Annotated in this window: 16 protein-coding genes; 2 read left to right on the forward strand and 14 right to left on the reverse strand. The window is 37.0% G+C overall.

Going from position 1 to position 16,693, the window contains the following annotated elements:
• Window positions 1-60 precede the first annotated feature (60 nt).
• The 6 genes from BKP56_RS11210 to BKP56_RS11230 all read right to left on the reverse strand — a co-directional run bounded on the left by BKP56_RS11210 (window position 61) and on the right by BKP56_RS11230 (window position 4,843).
• A complete protein-coding gene (locus tag BKP56_RS11210; RefSeq protein WP_072695157.1) occupies window positions 61-954 on the reverse strand; it encodes a DUF7916 family protein in 894 nt (297 codons plus the stop codon).
• Window positions 955-991: 37 nt separating this feature from the next.
• On the reverse strand, window positions 992-1,402 hold the full coding sequence (locus BKP56_RS11215) for a DUF3284 domain-containing protein (RefSeq protein ID WP_072695158.1): 411 nt from the start codon (window positions 1,400-1,402) through the stop codon (window positions 992-994).
• 1 nt (window position 1,403) lies between these two features.
• Window positions 1,404-1,577: a DUF3188 domain-containing protein gene (locus BKP56_RS13810; RefSeq protein WP_143744901.1), complete on the reverse strand. Its 174-nt coding sequence runs from the start codon at window positions 1,575-1,577 to the stop codon at window positions 1,404-1,406.
• Between the two features lie 22 nt (window positions 1,578-1,599).
• A complete protein-coding gene (locus tag BKP56_RS11220) occupies window positions 1,600-1,821 on the reverse strand; it encodes a hypothetical protein (protein WP_072695159.1) in 222 nt (73 codons plus the stop codon).
• Window positions 1,822-1,902: 81 nt separating this feature from the next.
• Window positions 1,903-3,327, reverse strand: coding sequence for a PTS sugar transporter subunit IIC (locus tag BKP56_RS11225; RefSeq protein ID WP_072695160.1), 1,425 nt, complete (start codon window positions 3,325-3,327; stop codon window positions 1,903-1,905).
• A 211-nt stretch (window positions 3,328-3,538) separates the two neighbouring features.
• Window positions 3,539-4,843, reverse strand: coding sequence for a 6-phospho-beta-glucosidase (locus BKP56_RS11230; RefSeq protein WP_442914819.1), 1,305 nt, complete (start codon window positions 4,841-4,843; stop codon window positions 3,539-3,541).
• 160 nt (window positions 4,844-5,003) lie between these two features.
• Here BKP56_RS11230 and BKP56_RS11235 point away from each other — a divergent pair, with 160 nt between their 5' ends.
• Both BKP56_RS11235 and chbG read left to right on the forward strand, forming a co-directional pair.
• The gene (locus BKP56_RS11235) at window positions 5,004-5,723 is read left to right on the forward strand and encodes a GntR family transcriptional regulator (RefSeq protein ID WP_072695161.1); all 720 of its coding nucleotides are present in this window, start codon (window positions 5,004-5,006) and stop codon (window positions 5,721-5,723) included.
• A 26-nt stretch (window positions 5,724-5,749) separates the two neighbouring features.
• On the forward strand, window positions 5,750-6,451 hold the full coding sequence (chbG, locus tag BKP56_RS11240; RefSeq protein WP_072695162.1) for a chitin disaccharide deacetylase: 702 nt from the start codon (window positions 5,750-5,752) through the stop codon (window positions 6,449-6,451).
• A gap of 285 nt (window positions 6,452-6,736) precedes the next feature.
• On the opposite strand, the gene BKP56_RS11245 is transcribed toward chbG, so the two are convergent.
• From BKP56_RS11245 to BKP56_RS11275, 8 genes are all read right to left on the reverse strand, one after another.
• Window positions 6,737-7,081, reverse strand: coding sequence for a type II toxin-antitoxin system PemK/MazF family toxin (locus BKP56_RS11245; RefSeq protein WP_072695163.1), 345 nt, complete (start codon window positions 7,079-7,081; stop codon window positions 6,737-6,739).
• On the reverse strand, window positions 7,082-7,312 hold the full coding sequence (gene mazE, locus BKP56_RS11250; RefSeq protein ID WP_072695164.1) for a type II toxin-antitoxin system PemI/MazE family antitoxin: 231 nt from the start codon (window positions 7,310-7,312) through the stop codon (window positions 7,082-7,084).
• Between the two features lie 329 nt (window positions 7,313-7,641).
• Entirely contained in the window at window positions 7,642-7,767 is a 126-nt protein-coding gene (locus BKP56_RS14145) for a hypothetical protein (RefSeq protein WP_257786578.1), read from the reverse strand.
• 206 nt (window positions 7,768-7,973) lie between these two features.
• On the reverse strand, window positions 7,974-8,198 hold the full coding sequence (locus BKP56_RS11255) for a hypothetical protein (RefSeq protein WP_072695165.1): 225 nt from the start codon (window positions 8,196-8,198) through the stop codon (window positions 7,974-7,976).
• Window positions 8,199-8,319: 121 nt separating this feature from the next.
• Window positions 8,320-9,618, reverse strand: coding sequence for a TIGR02679 family protein (locus tag BKP56_RS11260; RefSeq protein WP_156849252.1), 1,299 nt, complete (start codon window positions 9,616-9,618; stop codon window positions 8,320-8,322).
• A 37-nt stretch (window positions 9,619-9,655) separates the two neighbouring features.
• Complete coding sequence (locus tag BKP56_RS11265) at window positions 9,656-13,795, reverse strand: TIGR02680 family protein (protein ID WP_072695167.1); 4,140 nt, start codon at window positions 13,793-13,795, stop codon at window positions 9,656-9,658.
• Window positions 13,795-14,973 carry a TIGR02678 family protein gene (locus BKP56_RS11270; protein ID WP_072695168.1) on the reverse strand — a complete coding sequence of 393 codons (1,179 nt, stop codon included), beginning with the start codon at window positions 14,971-14,973 and terminating at the stop codon, window positions 13,795-13,797. The genes BKP56_RS11265 and BKP56_RS11270 overlap by 1 nt, the downstream gene beginning before the upstream one ends.
• Window positions 14,963-16,465, reverse strand: coding sequence for a TIGR02677 family protein (locus BKP56_RS11275; RefSeq protein ID WP_072695169.1), 1,503 nt, complete (start codon window positions 16,463-16,465; stop codon window positions 14,963-14,965). The genes BKP56_RS11270 and BKP56_RS11275 overlap by 11 nt, the downstream gene beginning before the upstream one ends.
• Between the last annotated feature and the right edge of the window lie 228 nt (window positions 16,466-16,693).

Here is a 16,693-nt window from a genome sequence, read left to right on the forward strand (position 1 = left end):
TTATTATACATACAACCTTACTGTCTAGTTGTACCTCTTCATTGATAAATTTCCCTATCATTATCTTTCGTTTGATCCTGCTATTCGTGCAATAGTATGTCGGTCTCCTCTAATCGTTCGTGACATCTCGAGTAAATTTTGATAGGGTGCTACTCCCCCGCTTCCCGCATCTCCAATGTGTTGAATATCTACCCCAGCTATTTTATTTTGAAGGGCAATCTCTCTTATTGTTGAAGGTGCTGAAGTTTCCTGACTCGTCCCGATTGCAGAGAGAGTTAAAACATCATGTTGTTTAGCTAACTGAACGGCCTTCATTACCATACTCGTTGTAACACCAGGCACCGTACCTACAGCTGGAAGCAAGATAATATCTGCACCATTCATGATAAATTCTTTTATAGCATTTAAGTCAACAACTGGTTCATTAACACCAGCACCGTGCATTTTACCAGCTATAATCAGTCCGGAGAATTTTTCTTTTGCGACTTTTAATGCTTTTATGATTTCTTTATTACTTACACCAGTTCCCGGATTGCCAGTTAAACAGATAAAATCAAAACCTAATTCATTAGCTTTCTCAAAAGTTTCTTTAAATGCTTGTCTACCTTTAGGTATGTCCAGCCTATTTTCAGCCATTACTGCTGATTCATCCACTGGTTCTAAATTGACACCAATGGGTCTGCCAACGAGTTTTTTCAAATATTGTATTGGTTGTTCTTCATGATCTATACCCTCTATTTTGGGCTCCATTAAATCTAACCCGTTCAATAAAATCAAATCTGCTCCGAATGCTTTAGCTACTTCGCTGTTGGTTAATCCATGTGATACTGATGTACTCACAATATTCTCAGATAAAATTGTTCTGCCTTCGCTTGCCTTGATGGACGCTTTTAAATCATATTTATCCATCTTTTTAAAGTCACTTGCGTAGCAACTGAGTAATCTTTTAACCATTCTCTGACCTCCGTTAATTGATACAATCCGAATTCTTTTAGGTTTGTTCTATACTCTGCAACATTTGCATGAGACGTTTCTTTCTAAAATAGTTCAATAGTGTACCGACAAGTGCATCATTCAGTTTCTGCATTTGTCCAATTGACTCTACTTCCTCCGTATAGTGTATTTTACATTTATCCTTTGACAAAGGCAGAATATCATATTTAACAAGAAAATCATTTTTGTTCGTCTGAGTCCTGTAATGATAAGCTTCATTTATTCTGAATTCTTCTATCTTAATGTTCGCTCGACTATTTTTGCTGAAAGTTTTAATGTATTCAAATCCAATCATTTGCTCCGTAGAAGGACTTTCACCCGTTTGTGTTTTTATATCGTATAAAACAGAACGAGTAATCGTAGTGAATAACTGCTCAGCTGATATATTCATTTCTCTGTATATTTCCATTTTATCCCCTGCTTCGTTTAGGATTCTTTCCTTTAATCGTTATGATTATGCCTGACATTATTAATGTCAAAGCAGTTACCAAACTTAAAATATCATAAACTGCCGTAACAGTATTTACACTGAATAGTAATAGTAGACAACCGATACTCAATAAAAATAGTCCGTTTTTTGACATGACGAGCATCCTTTCTTTTAGCTCAAACTGAAACCACCTGAAAATATAAAACTGAACCCCAACTCTGACTTTTTATAGCAGCTTTTGCTACTTTAGCAGCTTTTTCTAAATCATCTGCATTCGTTTCAAATAAAAGTGAAATACCTTCTTTTTTGTGGTAAGCAAAATGTATATTTTCTTCATTAAGATTATTCAAAAGATCGATAATCTTATCTTGCTGCAATGCTGAATTAACTTTAATCATATTACAATACTCCTTTATTTATAAAAATTTAACGGCTGAGTTGCTCTTACATAAAGAGATGAATCAGCCGTTATTCATTTTTTACTCTGCTTTCTTCATTTCTTCTTCTCCTAATGCTGGATCCATTTTATTTGCTGCTATGACAAATGGTATCCAAATTAAGAATGAAGCAACAAAGGCGACTAACGTAACAATTGGCGCTCTCCAGTCAGCACCTGTAGCTAGGAACGACAACAAAAACGGTGGGGTAACCCATGCTACTTGTTGAGAAACTGGATTAACTAATCCCCAGATCGTAGCAAAGTATCCAATCGAAACTGATACAACCGGAGCGAGTAGAAATGGTATAAACATAATAGGATTCAAAACAATCGGTAGCCCAAACATTAATGGTTCATTAATATTAAAAATACCAGGACCCACTGATAATTTTCCGACTGTTTTATAATCAGATCGTTTAGAGAATAGCAGCAATGCTATAATCAACACAATCGTACCACCAGATCCTCCAAACCATGCATAAGCATCAAAGGAACCACGAACCCAATTATACCCTTCTGCTATAACTAATTCTGCTCCGCCTTCTTGGAAAAGGTTTACATTTTCAAGCTGTGCAACACCAAAAACACCTTCTAAAATAGGGGCTAGTACATTGGGTCCATGAATACCAAAGAACCAGAATATTTGTACAAATAATGTTGCTAAAATTACAGCTCCAAACCCTTGAGACAGACCTAACAGCGGAAGTGCAATCGTTTCCTGCAGCCATGCCAAGAATGTCATTCCTGGGAAAATAAGTGAAAAGACCCAATAAAAAATACTTACTGCATATATAGCAACGGTGGCTGGAATGATTGAAGCAAATGCTTTTGATACAGCCGGTGGTACTGTGTCAGGAAGTTTAATTGTAATATTTGCAAGCATTAATTTAGCATAAATAACGGTGGATACAAATCCAATAATCATTGCTGTAAAGAAAAAGTTACTATCCAAGTTGTTTAGTGGCAGCCAGCCCCACCCGGTAGCTGATATTCCTGTCGCTGTTGCAGTCCAGCCTGCTTCATTGATATTAATAGCATCAATTGTTGACTGGTCGAGGTTCAATCCAGTAATTTCTCCTGCAAAAGAAAATGTGATACCGGCAATTGAAGAAGCCGTAGCCACTATTCCTCCAGCAAGTTCATTAACCCCATAGGCTCTGGCGAGATTATATCCCCAAGAAAAGACGAAAATCAATCCGGCTACTGCCAGTGTACCGTTCCAGACATACCCATTGATTGCAATAATCTGACTGATAACTGGAATCGAATTTCCATCGTATCCTTCAAAAAATTGAGGTGGAAGATCTCTCAAAATAGCATTTAGCATAACAGCCACAGAACCAGCCATTGTAGCAGGAAGTGTTCCAATAAAAGCATCTCGCAAAGCAACTAGATGTTTCTGTGCTCCGATTCTCCCGGCGATCGGAAGAATGTATTTCTCTAACCAAGCTGTTAAAGCATCCATATAATTCCCTCCAATTATTTTTTTAGAATAAACAATAAAATGACTCAAACACATTCTTTACTAAACCAATACTTGAAATAACAATATTTCTATCTTTTCGAATAAACCCTCCTCCCTTGAAAAGGCATACATTATTTTGTAAATGACTCAGTCTCAATCTTTATTGAGTTGACCCAAATTAATTTAACGTGGTTTTAATATACTGATTAACTTATAGATCGAATTGAGGCAAGTATTCCTTATGTGCATTAAGTAATTCGTCTAAAATAACTTTTGCTTTCTTTTCATCTTTGATTAATGGATTCATAACAAATGCAAGATAAGCATCACGGTAATCTCCAGAAATGCTCGCTTTGATAACCTGTTCTTCAAAAGCTTTCATCATTAAAATATCTGCTTTAATTTGCTGTGGCAAACGTCCAACTGTTAATGGAACCGGACCTTCTTTAGTAATTAGGCAGTTTACTTCTATAACGGAATCTTCAGCTAAATCAACAATTGCACCATTATTTAAAGTATTTACAGTCATAATATTCTGACTATTATTATAAATTGAGGACATTAAACTACAGGCAACATCACTATAATAGGCTCCTCCGCGCTTTTCCAATGCTTCTGGTTTTATATCTAACTGAGGATTTTTATATTCATTAAAAAGTTCTTCTTCAATAGCTTGTACTTGTTCTGCCCTTGTTCCGTTATCTTGATAGGCTTTTAAATCTTTCTTTAAGGTAGATTCATTCTGATAATAATATTGATGATACGGATTAGGCAGCATATTTATTGCTCTCAAAAATGTTTCTGACCATCCGGAACTTACTATGTTAGCTGGCGAGAAGTCTACAGATTGATTAACTAAAGCTTCAATTACTTTACTTAACTTATCTTCTCCGTTGACCAACACTTTAGAACCGAAAACAAAGTGATTCATTCCAATAAATTCAATTCGTACATTGTTTGGATCTTCCTTTAATATCTCAGCTGCTGACTGAGTCATGTTATATGGAATATTACATACACCAATCACTTTCTTATGCATTCCGTGTTTCAGCAACGCCTCAGTCACTATTCCAGCAGGATTTGTAAAGTTGATGATCCATGCATCTGGACAAATTTCACTGACATCTTTTGCCAGATCCAATAATACTGGTATCGTTCTAAAAGCTTTGAAAATTCCTCCAGCACCGTTTGTTTCCTGACCTATCAAACCATGACTCAAAGGGATTCGTTCATCTTTCTCTCTTGCTTTGAGTCCTCCAACACGAATCTGGGTAGAAACAAAATCTGCACCATCTAGCGCTTCTCTTCTATCTAAAGTCCATGACAGTTCAATGGATACTCCTGCTTTTTCTATCATTCTCTTAGCTAGCTGACCAACAATTTCAAGCTTTTCCTTCCCGCTTTCAATATCTACTAGTGTTATGATATCTACAGGAAATTCATCCTGTCTTAATATTAAACCCTCTATTATTTCCGGGGTGTAACTTGATCCACCCCCTATGATAACTACTTTCATTAAAATCATACTCCTTTTATGGGACTTGTGATTAACCACAGCTAAAATGTATCATACAAATTTTTAAATGTAAACATATTTATAGCAAAAATATTAAATGTACATACATTTATATTTTTGCTATAATACATTTAATGAAACGAAAGGAAGACTTAGGAGAATGAAAAAGTCATTACACGCATTTATTAAAGAAAAATTGATTGAACGAATCAAAACGGATGTGTATAAGGTAGGTGATCAATTCCCTACAGAAAATGAATTATGTAAGGAATTCAATGTGAGTCGGACTACAGTGCGAATCGCACTTACTCAATTGGTTCAAGAAGGCTACCTTATTCGTCAACGAGGTAAAGGTAGTTTTGTAGCCGAACCTAAAGTAAATCAGATACTCTCTCATACTGATGACCGCTTTACCCAGCAACTTCAAGCACAGGGAAAACACGGCCAAATCAGCTTAGAGAAGATTGAAGTAATACCTGCTCGGGATTCACATAAAAAGAGATTTAACATTGAAGAAAATGATCCCATTCAAAAAATCAAGCGAACACGATCAGCTAACAATGAAGTTACTCAATATGAAGTTGCCTATGTTCCTTGGAATATTGCTCCCGGACTAAAAAAAGAGTATCTGGAAGCATCCTTATATAAAACTCTAAAAGAGACATACGACATCTCTATTCATAAGACAACAGAAATCGTTGAAATAACGCTTGCAGATAAAGATATCAGTCATTATCTGCAGTGTGAAGTCGGACAACCTTGTTTTTATATTGAAACGGTCGCTGAAGACAAAAATGGGTTGGTCATAGAGTTTTCCCGCTCATACTTTAGAGGCGACAAGACGAGCTTTAGAATTGAACGATATTATCAGGAAAATTAAAAAACTATTAGCTGGAGGAATTAAACATGAAAATTTTGGTAAATGCTGATGACTTTGGGTTAACCAAAGGTATAAACGAAGGCATTATCGATGCTCATCTCAATGGTGTGGTCACCCGTACTACCCTTATGATGAATGGTATGGCTGTAGAAGATGCTATCAAGCTAGCGAAAGAAACACCTTCATTAAAAGTAGGCATTCACTTAACGCTTTCTTTTGGAAAACCCTTGAATAAACTAGAAACAAACCTCTTGACTAATGATAGTGGTCATTTTAAATATACAAGTACTGAAGTTTCACTGACACAAACTGAAATTGAACAAATCAAAACAGAATGGACAACTCAAATTGAAGAATTCTTGAAGACAGGACTTACTCTTGACCACATCGATAGTCATCATCACGTTCATGGCTGGCAGGATTTAAAAACCGTTGTGCAAGAATTAAGCGATCAATATAATCTTCCTGTCCGTTATACAGAATCATTAAAAGATAAACCAGAACAGTTACTTACTGAAAATCTCTGGTTAAACTTTTATAAAGAAGGCATTAACGACCAGTTATTTGAAGAGCTGTCTTCTCTACCTTACCATTCTATCGAAGTAATGGTTCACCCAGCGGTAGTAAATACTGTTTTGAGACAAATAAGCAGCTATACTGACTTTAGAGAAAAAGAAACACAAATTTTAAAAACCCTGAAAGTTAAAGAGGGTATTACTCTTATCTAGAAGTTAGTTTATTCATTTTTAGCTTGGCTAGAATTTATTTTAAAATAGGAGAAATTTAATATTTAAATTCTAAATAATTAATTTTTCCTTCTATTGATTACCCATGTACCGGATAGGGAATAATAAATTTACGATTATGTTTTTTAAATTTGATAGATAAATTTTAAAAACGACTGATTCACATGAGAGTCAGTCGTTTCATCTAATTATTTTATTCGAAGTTTAAAATTTGTTTGCGATTTATTTCATAATTTATAAAGCAGCATTCATTTTTCTTTGGCCTAACTATTCAGCAAAAACAAAAGATACGAGTTGGTTGATTTGTTCTAGTTCATTTGTAGATATTTTTTCAACAAACTCACTATTTCTCTCCATATAATCAAGTGATTTTAATTGAGAAATCAATACCTGTCCTTTAATTTTTGATGTGCTCGTCAAATTGAATCGAGTTGAGTAGTTTTTCAAAGTAGAAGTAATAGGACAGACGACTGCGAAATAAGTGCTTTTATTAAATGCATAAGATGATACCACTAATCCAGGTCTTCTTTTTTGAATTTCTTTTCCAGCCGATGGATCAAAGTCAATCCAGATAATATCTCCTTTATGGGGAATATACTTATCAACTGACATCTACCAGACCTCTTTTCCAGCCGGTTTCATATCTGCCCACACATCTTTTTCATAATATTCTCCAGGTTCCGCCTTTTTGAATGGGTTATCTAGTTTGGGAATTAAGGATATGTTTCCATTCTTATCCGTTCTTACAATATATTCTACATTCATGTCTAAATTTTTCGCTTCAGAAGCAGGTATAGTAACCACGACGGAACTTCCTTGTTTCCGCAATTTTGTTGTTAACATTTACATCACTCCTTATCATTAATTATACTAAATAACATTTAATAACGCAATAGGTTAATTGCAACACTACATCGAGATTTAGAATTTAAAAAGAACCATTAGAAAAAATTCCCTAATAAAATCTGCCTATTGAAATAATTGATATGAGAGATGTTGAACATATGGATGGAAAATCAGTATTAGATAAAGGGTTAGAATCAATAAATTTAATCAGTATTTCAATCATAAAAATTAAATGCGTATAGATCTTGTATGGCAGTCCTACTTCATAATGTGATTCGTCATATTATAAAGTTCCTATGATTGTAGCAACACCTTTTTTTGAAATTTTATGAAACTATTCCATCTAAAGCCTCATATTCTCCAGCATTTGCAAAATTATTACTTAAAAAATAAATACCTAAAACTACTACCAAACCAATACACAAAGCTACTTTTAAAAACCTTTTATTCATTTGTCTTTCAAACTGAGTGCTTGTCTATTTATATTACTCGATTTGGGAACATTTTCGCTCGTTTGATTGTTCATTCACATTTTTATAGTAAAAAACTAAATATTCCTAAATGACACTAAAAATAGTGAAAGTGGAAATGCACATAAGGTTTAGTTCCCAGTTCTCTCATCTTTACAAATTTTCTCTACCCAATGGCTTTCCAAAGTCTATTGATTGTGTTTATTTTCTTCAGTGATTAAATCTACCATTTCTTTAATGATTAAGTTCATCTGTTTTGGTTCAATCACTAGCCTATCTCCTTCTATATACAAAGAAAACTTTGTTTCGACTATAATTTTCAATTCATCGATCATTTCCTTTGAGATTAAAATTCCTATATCTTTTTCATATTTTTGAGCACGATCTTGAAACATCTTATTTGTTATTGCCATAATCTGCAGTTCCTACGAATACTAGTTTAGCAGAGCCTGTAAGACTGTCTCTATGTCTTTCAACCCAATTTAATGATCCAAACCTCTTATCTGGACAAAATTGGCAAATAAACATTGCTTCTCAGTAATTATTTTCCAACTCTTCAATCATTTCATCTAACAAGGCTTCTTGATAAGCTGGGGACTTTAATTCAACCATTTTCATTTTCAATTCTTTCAGCATCGGGCTTTTTAAGCCTTTTAACTGTTGAATACGACGAAACGTTAAATCATTATCAGAAGACACAGCTTTTTCGTAGGATTTAGCATCCATCTTCCACAATATCACTCGATTTCCGTATCTTTCAATCAGTCGATTCGCCATGCCTATTCCTTCCGGATCCATATCACTGGCATAATAAAAATGAGTCGATTCGTCAAATAAATCCAAACATTTCCAAGTGGCTAAAGTAAACTGACCATGAGTGCAGATTAAAGGGACTTGCGGTACTTCATCTATAATGCTTGAAAAAACTCCCGAATTTTCTACTATATGGACTTTTTTACTGGAGTTTGAAGGATATAATGATTCTACAGCAAGCAGTTCACGTATCGGCACGTTCATTACAGTATGTGTTTGACTAGCGGCACGCCACACTGCCTGTTTATTTTCAACTTTCGTATCAGCTAGAATATTGACCAGTGTGATATCATTGGTAATATCATCTCGCAATAAATTGAATGTCAGCAGCAATTCGCTATACTCTTCACTACTATTAGGCACTTCTATCACAGGTGATTCTTCAATATTGGCCATATCGAATGACAATTTATGCAGAAATAATCTACTTAACCATTGATTGCGATCTAAAGCATGTGGATTGCCTAACTGCTGCTGAGCAAAGACCGGTAAACGAATCGGCTTTTTAGGTAAATTTTCAACAAGTTGATTTAATCGTCTTATCAAATCCGAAAACTCGGATTTATCTTGATCGATGAGTTGATGCAACCAGCGATTCTCTTTTGGTTGACTTTGGATGTATTGAAGCCAATAAGATAAATTTGGAAAAGTCTCCTTCTGTTTCTCGAAAAAAATGTGTTTTTCAATCAGTTTTGCTTCACGTTTTTCCCTATTAGATACTAAATGGATACCACAATACGCTTCCACTATCTCTTTCAAAGAGACGCCTTCAAATCTATAAATGGCTAACTGTTTTTCAAATGCTTGAATGGATACTTTATTCTGATCAAGTAACAGATCTTGTCTCATCCCTAAAAATCTTGCAATGGTTTCTATTTCTCCTATGGAGTACTTCTCAAGAGAAATACTTCCACTCATTCTTCCCAGTGACCGATATTTTTTTGCAAAAGCTGAAAAAAGTTTCCCATACACAGCTTCCGCTTTAAAAAAAGCGACGGCTTCTTTCAATGCTTCGTTCATAACATAACCAACCTTTACTTTTAAATCTAGTGCGAAGTCAGCTTTCACTTATTTCATCATTAACCATTACACGCTTTTGTCCGTCCCAAAGATATCGAATGACTACTACATGATCTGCATTTTGAGGTCGGAACAATTCACTGATGGCTAATTTAGAAACGGTCTCATAGTCTCCCCAGATCGCTTGCGAGTTCATGATGTAGTTGAATCCTAATTCTTCAACCACTTCAAATAAATCTGCTATATTGCGTTCATCTACCCCTGCAAATGCCTCATCTAAAGAGATCAGATAAGGGGCCTCGTCACCCGCTTCCAGATAGCGAGAATAGGTCGCAATAAATAGTGGGATATACATGGCTCTGGCCTTTTCTCCACCACTGAATTTGTCGAATTGCGTATTGGTCAATGGTTTTCTGCGTTCATCTCCCGTGCGTTTCACGCTCAATTCAAAGGAAAACCAGCGACGATAATCCAACACTTGTTTTAAAACTTGAAGAAGAGTCTGCATTTCTGTAGACTCATTCATCAAAACTTTTGCACGGTTGATTTTTGTCCGGAAGTGCTTGGTCACTTGATCTATTGCTTCATCTTTTAATGCTCTAGGATTTTGACGCAGCAACTCCACCAAATCTTTGGTGTCCATTTCTTCTTCTGTTTCAGCTGTACGAGGTCTCCAGCGAATGGAGAATTCTACGCCTGATGAATCATTCCTTGATTCCATCAGCTTCCTCATTTCTTCTACCCAGCGTTCGGCTCTATCGATGCGGGCACGAAGTTTCATTCCTACAGAATGGAACAAAATCTCTTCATATAGTTTTTTATCTTGTTCATCCAACATCACACTCTGACGTTCTCTTTCTTGTTTCAAATCTTCTCCTACGAGGTAAGGACTGACTCGTTTCCCTTGTGCAGTTAATTCAATGATTTCTCTTGAACCAGCTTGCTTCCACTGATTGATCAATAACTGTTTCTCTCCACCTTCTACCTCTTGCATCCAATGTTCTGTTTCTTGAAAAAGACTGCGCTGAAGCGGACTATACTCTATTAAGTCATCTTGACGATCATTCCGTACTCGAGATAATTGGCTTGTTAGTTGTGCCGTTTCTTTTGTAGAAACACGACCACTCAACGCTTTAAGAACTTCAGAAGCCTCTAGCATTTCGGTGGATTCGTCGTCATCAAAGGTTACCAATGCTCTTTTCATTTCATTAACGTAAGACTTTCTCCAAGCCTTGACTAATTGAGCAAAAAATGTTCGTTCTGTTTCTAGATCTTCAATATCTTTTTCAACATGAGTCAGATCTACTCTATGTTCCGTATGAGATACTTTATTCCGCTCAATCTCTTCTGTTAATTTCTCTATTTCTTCTATGACAGATTGGATTTGATCTCGTATGTCTTTCACCCCGGCTTGGTCCATTTGCCGTTCTATTTGCTCAATATTTTTTTCTAAACGTGTGATTCTGTCTTGAACGACATTGAAATCCCCTTTTAACTCCAGGATCTCCTCTTCTAAGTCTTCCAATCGATTGATCGTCTCTTGCTTTCTCTCTTCTTCATTCAAAAAGTGTTCCTGTTCTCTTTTTAATTCAGAAAGCATCCGTTCGTATTCGTGCATATGATCAGCAGCTGTCACATATTCTTGAACCGTCAAATTCAGACGATTTTCTTTTGTTTGCGCTTTAATCGATAATTCAAGCTCTCTTACTTCTTTTCCGATCCTTTTCACTGCTTCAGATAGTCTCTGGATCGTGTCATTCAGTTGATTTATGTTAAATCGAGCTTTTTCCAGTTTGTCGTAAAGACCAAATAAGTTCTCATCATTTGGGAATTCCTTGAAGTCATGGTCAGCTTGCCGGATAGAGCTTTCGTTTCTTTCTACATCCGTTTCGATTATTTCCAATTCTTGCTTTTCTGATTGGATCTGTTCTTCTAATAACCGAATCTGCTCTTCCCGGTATCTCTTGCGCACATTCTTTCCAATAAAGCGGACCGTTTCTACAGGCACAGCATGACCCTTCAGTAATCCAATAGAATAATGCCCTTTTTCAGAAATAGATAATACCTGCTCATCTGACTCATCAATCAAAATACTTTGCAGGATCTGTTCAACGAATTCGGCCGTTACCGAAGTTTCGCTTACATCCGGTTGCAGAAATTCCGACAAGGTATACGCCATCAGCTGCGGGTTTGGCCGCAGGATCCTGTCATATTCAACCATCACTTCCTCTTCAGAAACGACAGCGTCCAATAAACCTGTTTCAATCAATGCCGCTTCAATGCGTTTTTTTGTTTCTTCATCTACCGTTTCACGGAACTCTACCACATTATATAGAGGTTCTGCTTGAATCCCTTGCTGCTTCCATTGCTCTCGCATTTCTTTGGTTTTCGGGTGAGTATCGGGATCTGGATCTTTCTTGTTTTTCCATTCCGTTGCTTCCTGCTCAAGCTCTTCGATTATTTTATTTGTTCTGTCTTGATGAACACGTAAAACAGCCAGATTTTTCTGCTTTCCACTCTTATACGCATTCAATGCGGCTTGGATCGGTTCCCGAACCTGATCGTACCTAGTTTCTTCATATAGTCGGTCCAATGCGCGAGAAGCTTCCTGTATCTGCTCATCTGAAACCATAAGATAATCGGCCGTTTTTATCCATTCGTGGATTTTGTTCAACTGCTGATTTTTTTCTTCTTTGAACCACTGCTCCCAGTCTTTTTCACTGTTTCTCAGTTCATCCATTGTTTGTTTGTACTGCCCCAGTTCCTGATCTTTTTCTTGATACTGTTTTTGCAGCATTTCCAATTTTCTTAATGATTCTTTAATTTCTTCTAAATGCTTCAACTGATTTCTAGCCTGACGATTCCATGCACTAAAAGAAAAGGGATTCTGCTTGTTCTCTTGAAAATCCTCTTGATGCATCCGATCCGCTTCGATAAATGAGGCTTCAAGCGCATCGGCTTCTAATTCTTCTAACAAGTCCTCTATTCTTTCTTGACGCTGGTTGATTTTCAGTTCCATATCATCTAACCCAGATTGCTCTGTATGTATCTTTTTACGTACTTTGTCTACCTTTTGTTCGGTTTGTTCTTTAATGTTCTCTTCTTCTTCAAGCCGTTTCTCATTATCTTGTCTTTCCTCTTCTAGATTCCAGACTTCGTGATGCTCTAATCGCTGACGCGTCTTTCTGGCTGTTTCTAAGTCGATATGTTGAAGATTAATCGTTTGAGCTAAACATGCTAACGAATCTTCGTGATGTTTCGCTTTATCGACAGCTGTTTGATACCGTTGTTCAGTGTCTTGTTTTCTTTTTTCAGCTTCCAGATAACCCATTGTTTGATCATACAAGATTTTTTCATTATAAGCCGTATACACTTTATTCAAATCTGTGATCGCAGTATACTCGCGTTCTAATTGGTCGAGTTGCTGTTTGGTCTGATCCATTTGTTCGATGGTGTCTGAAAGATGACGCAGATCTTCATCTGATAATGGCGGCAATGCCTCTTCTAAGATTTCATAAATCGCCGATGGTTTGTAATCTTTGGAAAGCTTGGGGCTTCTTAACTGAATCAATAATTTGATTAAGTCTTCATACTGTTCAATGGTTTCATATCCAAAAATATATTCATTTACTAGACTGGCATAGTCTTTTCTTTTATCCACCACATATCCACCATTAGCTACTTGGTTCCTTAGTTGAATTTTGGACAAAGGAATTTTCACCTGTTCGCCGTCATGGTTTTCCATTTTATAAAGAGGGAAGTCGTGCCCTATACGCCGATTATCCGTCAAAATGAATCCCCAGAATTTTAGTTGACTTCCGCGTTTAGCCTGCAGACCAATTCCGATCGTCATATATTGTTCCGTCTGCTCCCGTTTGAACTCCATATACAAATAGCCTGTGCGTTCATCGTGGCCAGAAACTTCCTTTTCTCCTAATAGGTAGTCTTCCATTCTGCGCGCCTTAGAATTAAAAGGATCTAACCTTTCAGGACGAGTGGATCCATCTAGAAGTACAGGTAAAAAGCTTTGCATCGTGACCGATTTTCCTGCACCATTATTTCCTCTCAGTAATAATTTTCCACCCGCAAAATCAAATGCCTGGTCTTCGTAATACCAGTAGTTAAACAATCCTGCTCGGTTGACTTTCCATTTATTGCGTTCTGCAGTATTCTGCACTACGATTCCTCCTCTACTGATTTCGCAAAATCAGCTGGATATTGACCAATCATTTGCGACATTGCCGGTCTTAAAACAATCAGTCCAGTCTGTTCTTCTTTTTTCAAAAAGGACCACTCGTCTAGTTGCCTGAAAACATCTTCTGCTATTTTCTGGAGCGTGCTTTTTTCCCGATATTCACTGCTCCAGCCATGCTGATATTTTTTTCTCATCTCTTGTATCATTTGTTCAAACTGTGCTTGAGTCAGCCGAATCTCACCAAAAGGGTCCACCTCACGATGATTCAGCTTTTCCTGAATCATCGTAAGGAAATGCAGACTAACTGAAGAGACCGCTTTACGATCAGGGAAGCTTTCTAACTGCTGTTTCTGTTCCGGCAGTGTCAGCATTGCCATATTTTTCGTGATTTGCAGTTCATATGGGGTATGTGTTTCAATATCTTCTCTAACTCGATTGCGAAAGCGCCGAATATAATCAAATAGTAAATCCTCTTCACTTTCACGGTACAGCACTGGTTCTAAAAGCAATTGTCTATAGACCCGTTTTCTTCGCTGGTCTTCTTGATCTCGTTCCCAATCCATTTTCAAAATCTCCTCAATAGACTGTGTTTCTTTTAAAGACCTTGCATGCGTCCGCATAAAGTACCGCGAGTAGATCGTCGACTGAAATAAGACTTCCTGATTATCCGTGCGGGCAAATCCTTCCACACCACCAGTGTCGCTATCGATTTCTTGAAGTAGATCCAGTTCAACTAGTTTTTTGATTACACGAACAAGTGATAGGCGATGCTGATAATTTGTCCAATCTAATGAAAACAGCCCGGGAAACAATTCCGTTAACGCTTCAGTCAATTCGGAAAGCAAAAACTGATCCTCGATCGATCGATTCTCCATGTAAGCCAGACCGCAGCAAAACAACGCATAATCTCTAGGCTCTTGAAAATCCTGTAACCCCATCCAAGTCTTCGGCTCAACTGGAACTTTCTCCAATTTGATAAAATCTTTGTGTATGATAAAAGCATAGCCGAATTTTTCAGAGATATAGCGCTTCAGCGCTTTTTCATTTTCTCTAATCACTCTATAAGACTCAGGATCCTTCTTCCGCAACACCCAATACTGCTCAAAAAGTATCATGAGTGCTTCTTCTTGCTCTGCATTAAATCCGATTTCAAGCACCATGACCCTTTTTTCCTTTCTCTTCCACTATTTTGAATGTAACATTTGGCATCTCTAAGTCGCCATCATCCGATCTCAATATTATTCTTTCATCCTTTAGCAAAACTTTCACGCGAATTCCAAGATCCGTTTGAACCGTACGATCTTTTTGTCCCATTGCTTTTCCGATCCAAGACAGAAAAATGTGCCGCACGGAAGGCTCCACTTTTTCTAACTGTTCTAATTCAATAGACTCATTGACAATATACTGTTCAATCGCTTTTCGCTCATCAGCTTTTTGCTTCAGATATTCTTCGCGTGCCGCTTTTCTCTTCAGCGTCTGATCCACAACCGCTCCAGATTTTGTCTTTTCGCGATATTGTCTGACACCGGGTTTGGTAATATGGATCTGAGGCGTATGCGACCACTCCTCTTCATAAAGATTTTCTGAACGAGTATTCTGGAGATAATAATGTCTCGTATGTTCCACTCCAAAAGCAGTCGCAAACAACTTATGAGCCTCTTCTATATTCTCTAATTGGGTAAACCAATTGGCTAGATATAAATATTCTTCACGGCGGCTTCTGAAATTCTGATGACGTTCTCCCATTCTTTGAACAACTTGAGTAATCTTCCGAATCGACTCAGACGTTCGGTCCAGGAGCATTTCAGCCTCGCTCTTACCATATGACTGCGTTCCGCGAAACCACTGCTGCATTGATTGCCAGCGGCCAGTATATTCTTCAAGCGGTCTTCTCTCATTGGTTACATCCACTTCTTCCAAACGAGCTTGTGCTTTATGTCTGCATACTTGTTCAAAAAAAGGGTACAGCTTATCTTCTGGCAGCTCAGCTAGAACGGACTTGATTTGTTCAGAAGTCGACTGCATAGCACGAATAAATTCTCTTAAATATTTTGTGAACTGATCCTTATATAGCAAAAACGCTTCAGTCTGCATTCTTTCTTCAACCGCTTCACTATTTATGTAGGCAATATAGTCAGAAGTATTCTGCACAATCTGTTTGAAATACGTTTGCACATCTTCCCATAATTGATTTACTTCTTCATCCTGCTTCTTAGTTTGTCCAAACACCACTTCTTCAACATCTTGAATCAACCGATATAACCGCTCAAACTGCGTTCGTTCAAGTGCTCCACCAAACGATTCTTCTTTATTTTCCATCTCCATCAACAATCGCTCAAACTCAATCGTATACGGCGTTGGCTGATAACGAAATCGCTTTTTCTTGTATTCATCAATGGTACGAGCACTACCAATTTCCTGCTTAGGGGATAAATTCCCCCATTCGACTAATTGATTCAAATCTAGCTGCAATTGATCTTCTGTATATTCTGAAAACCCTTCAACTTCTTTTAATGATAAAAATACTTCTCCAGGAAAAATAAATTCCCGCATTCGCTCATGCTGAGTATAAAAAAAACGCAAAATTGCTCGATACCGAAAGTAATTCTCCGCCGTTAAATAACTCGCTTCTTTAACTTTTCGCAAGACCATTGTGTCACTTCCTTAAACAGGTGTTTCGTTAAGTTTATCATAGTTTATTGAGAGGATAAACAAAATTATTGCAGCTATCTGCTGTATGATATAGTGGATTGCCAAGGTGTAAAATATAATGAATACGTTTACTTCAGTTATCAATAGTTAGGCAATCAAAACATAATTGTCCTAATTGCCTAACTACGTATTTATGAACCTAACTGAAATAATTCTTCAACAAGTAAA

Origin of the sequence: Marinilactibacillus sp. 15R, assembly GCF_001895285.1 — a bacterium.
Classification (GTDB): Bacteria; Bacillota; Bacilli; order Lactobacillales; family Carnobacteriaceae_A; genus Marinilactibacillus; species Marinilactibacillus piezotolerans.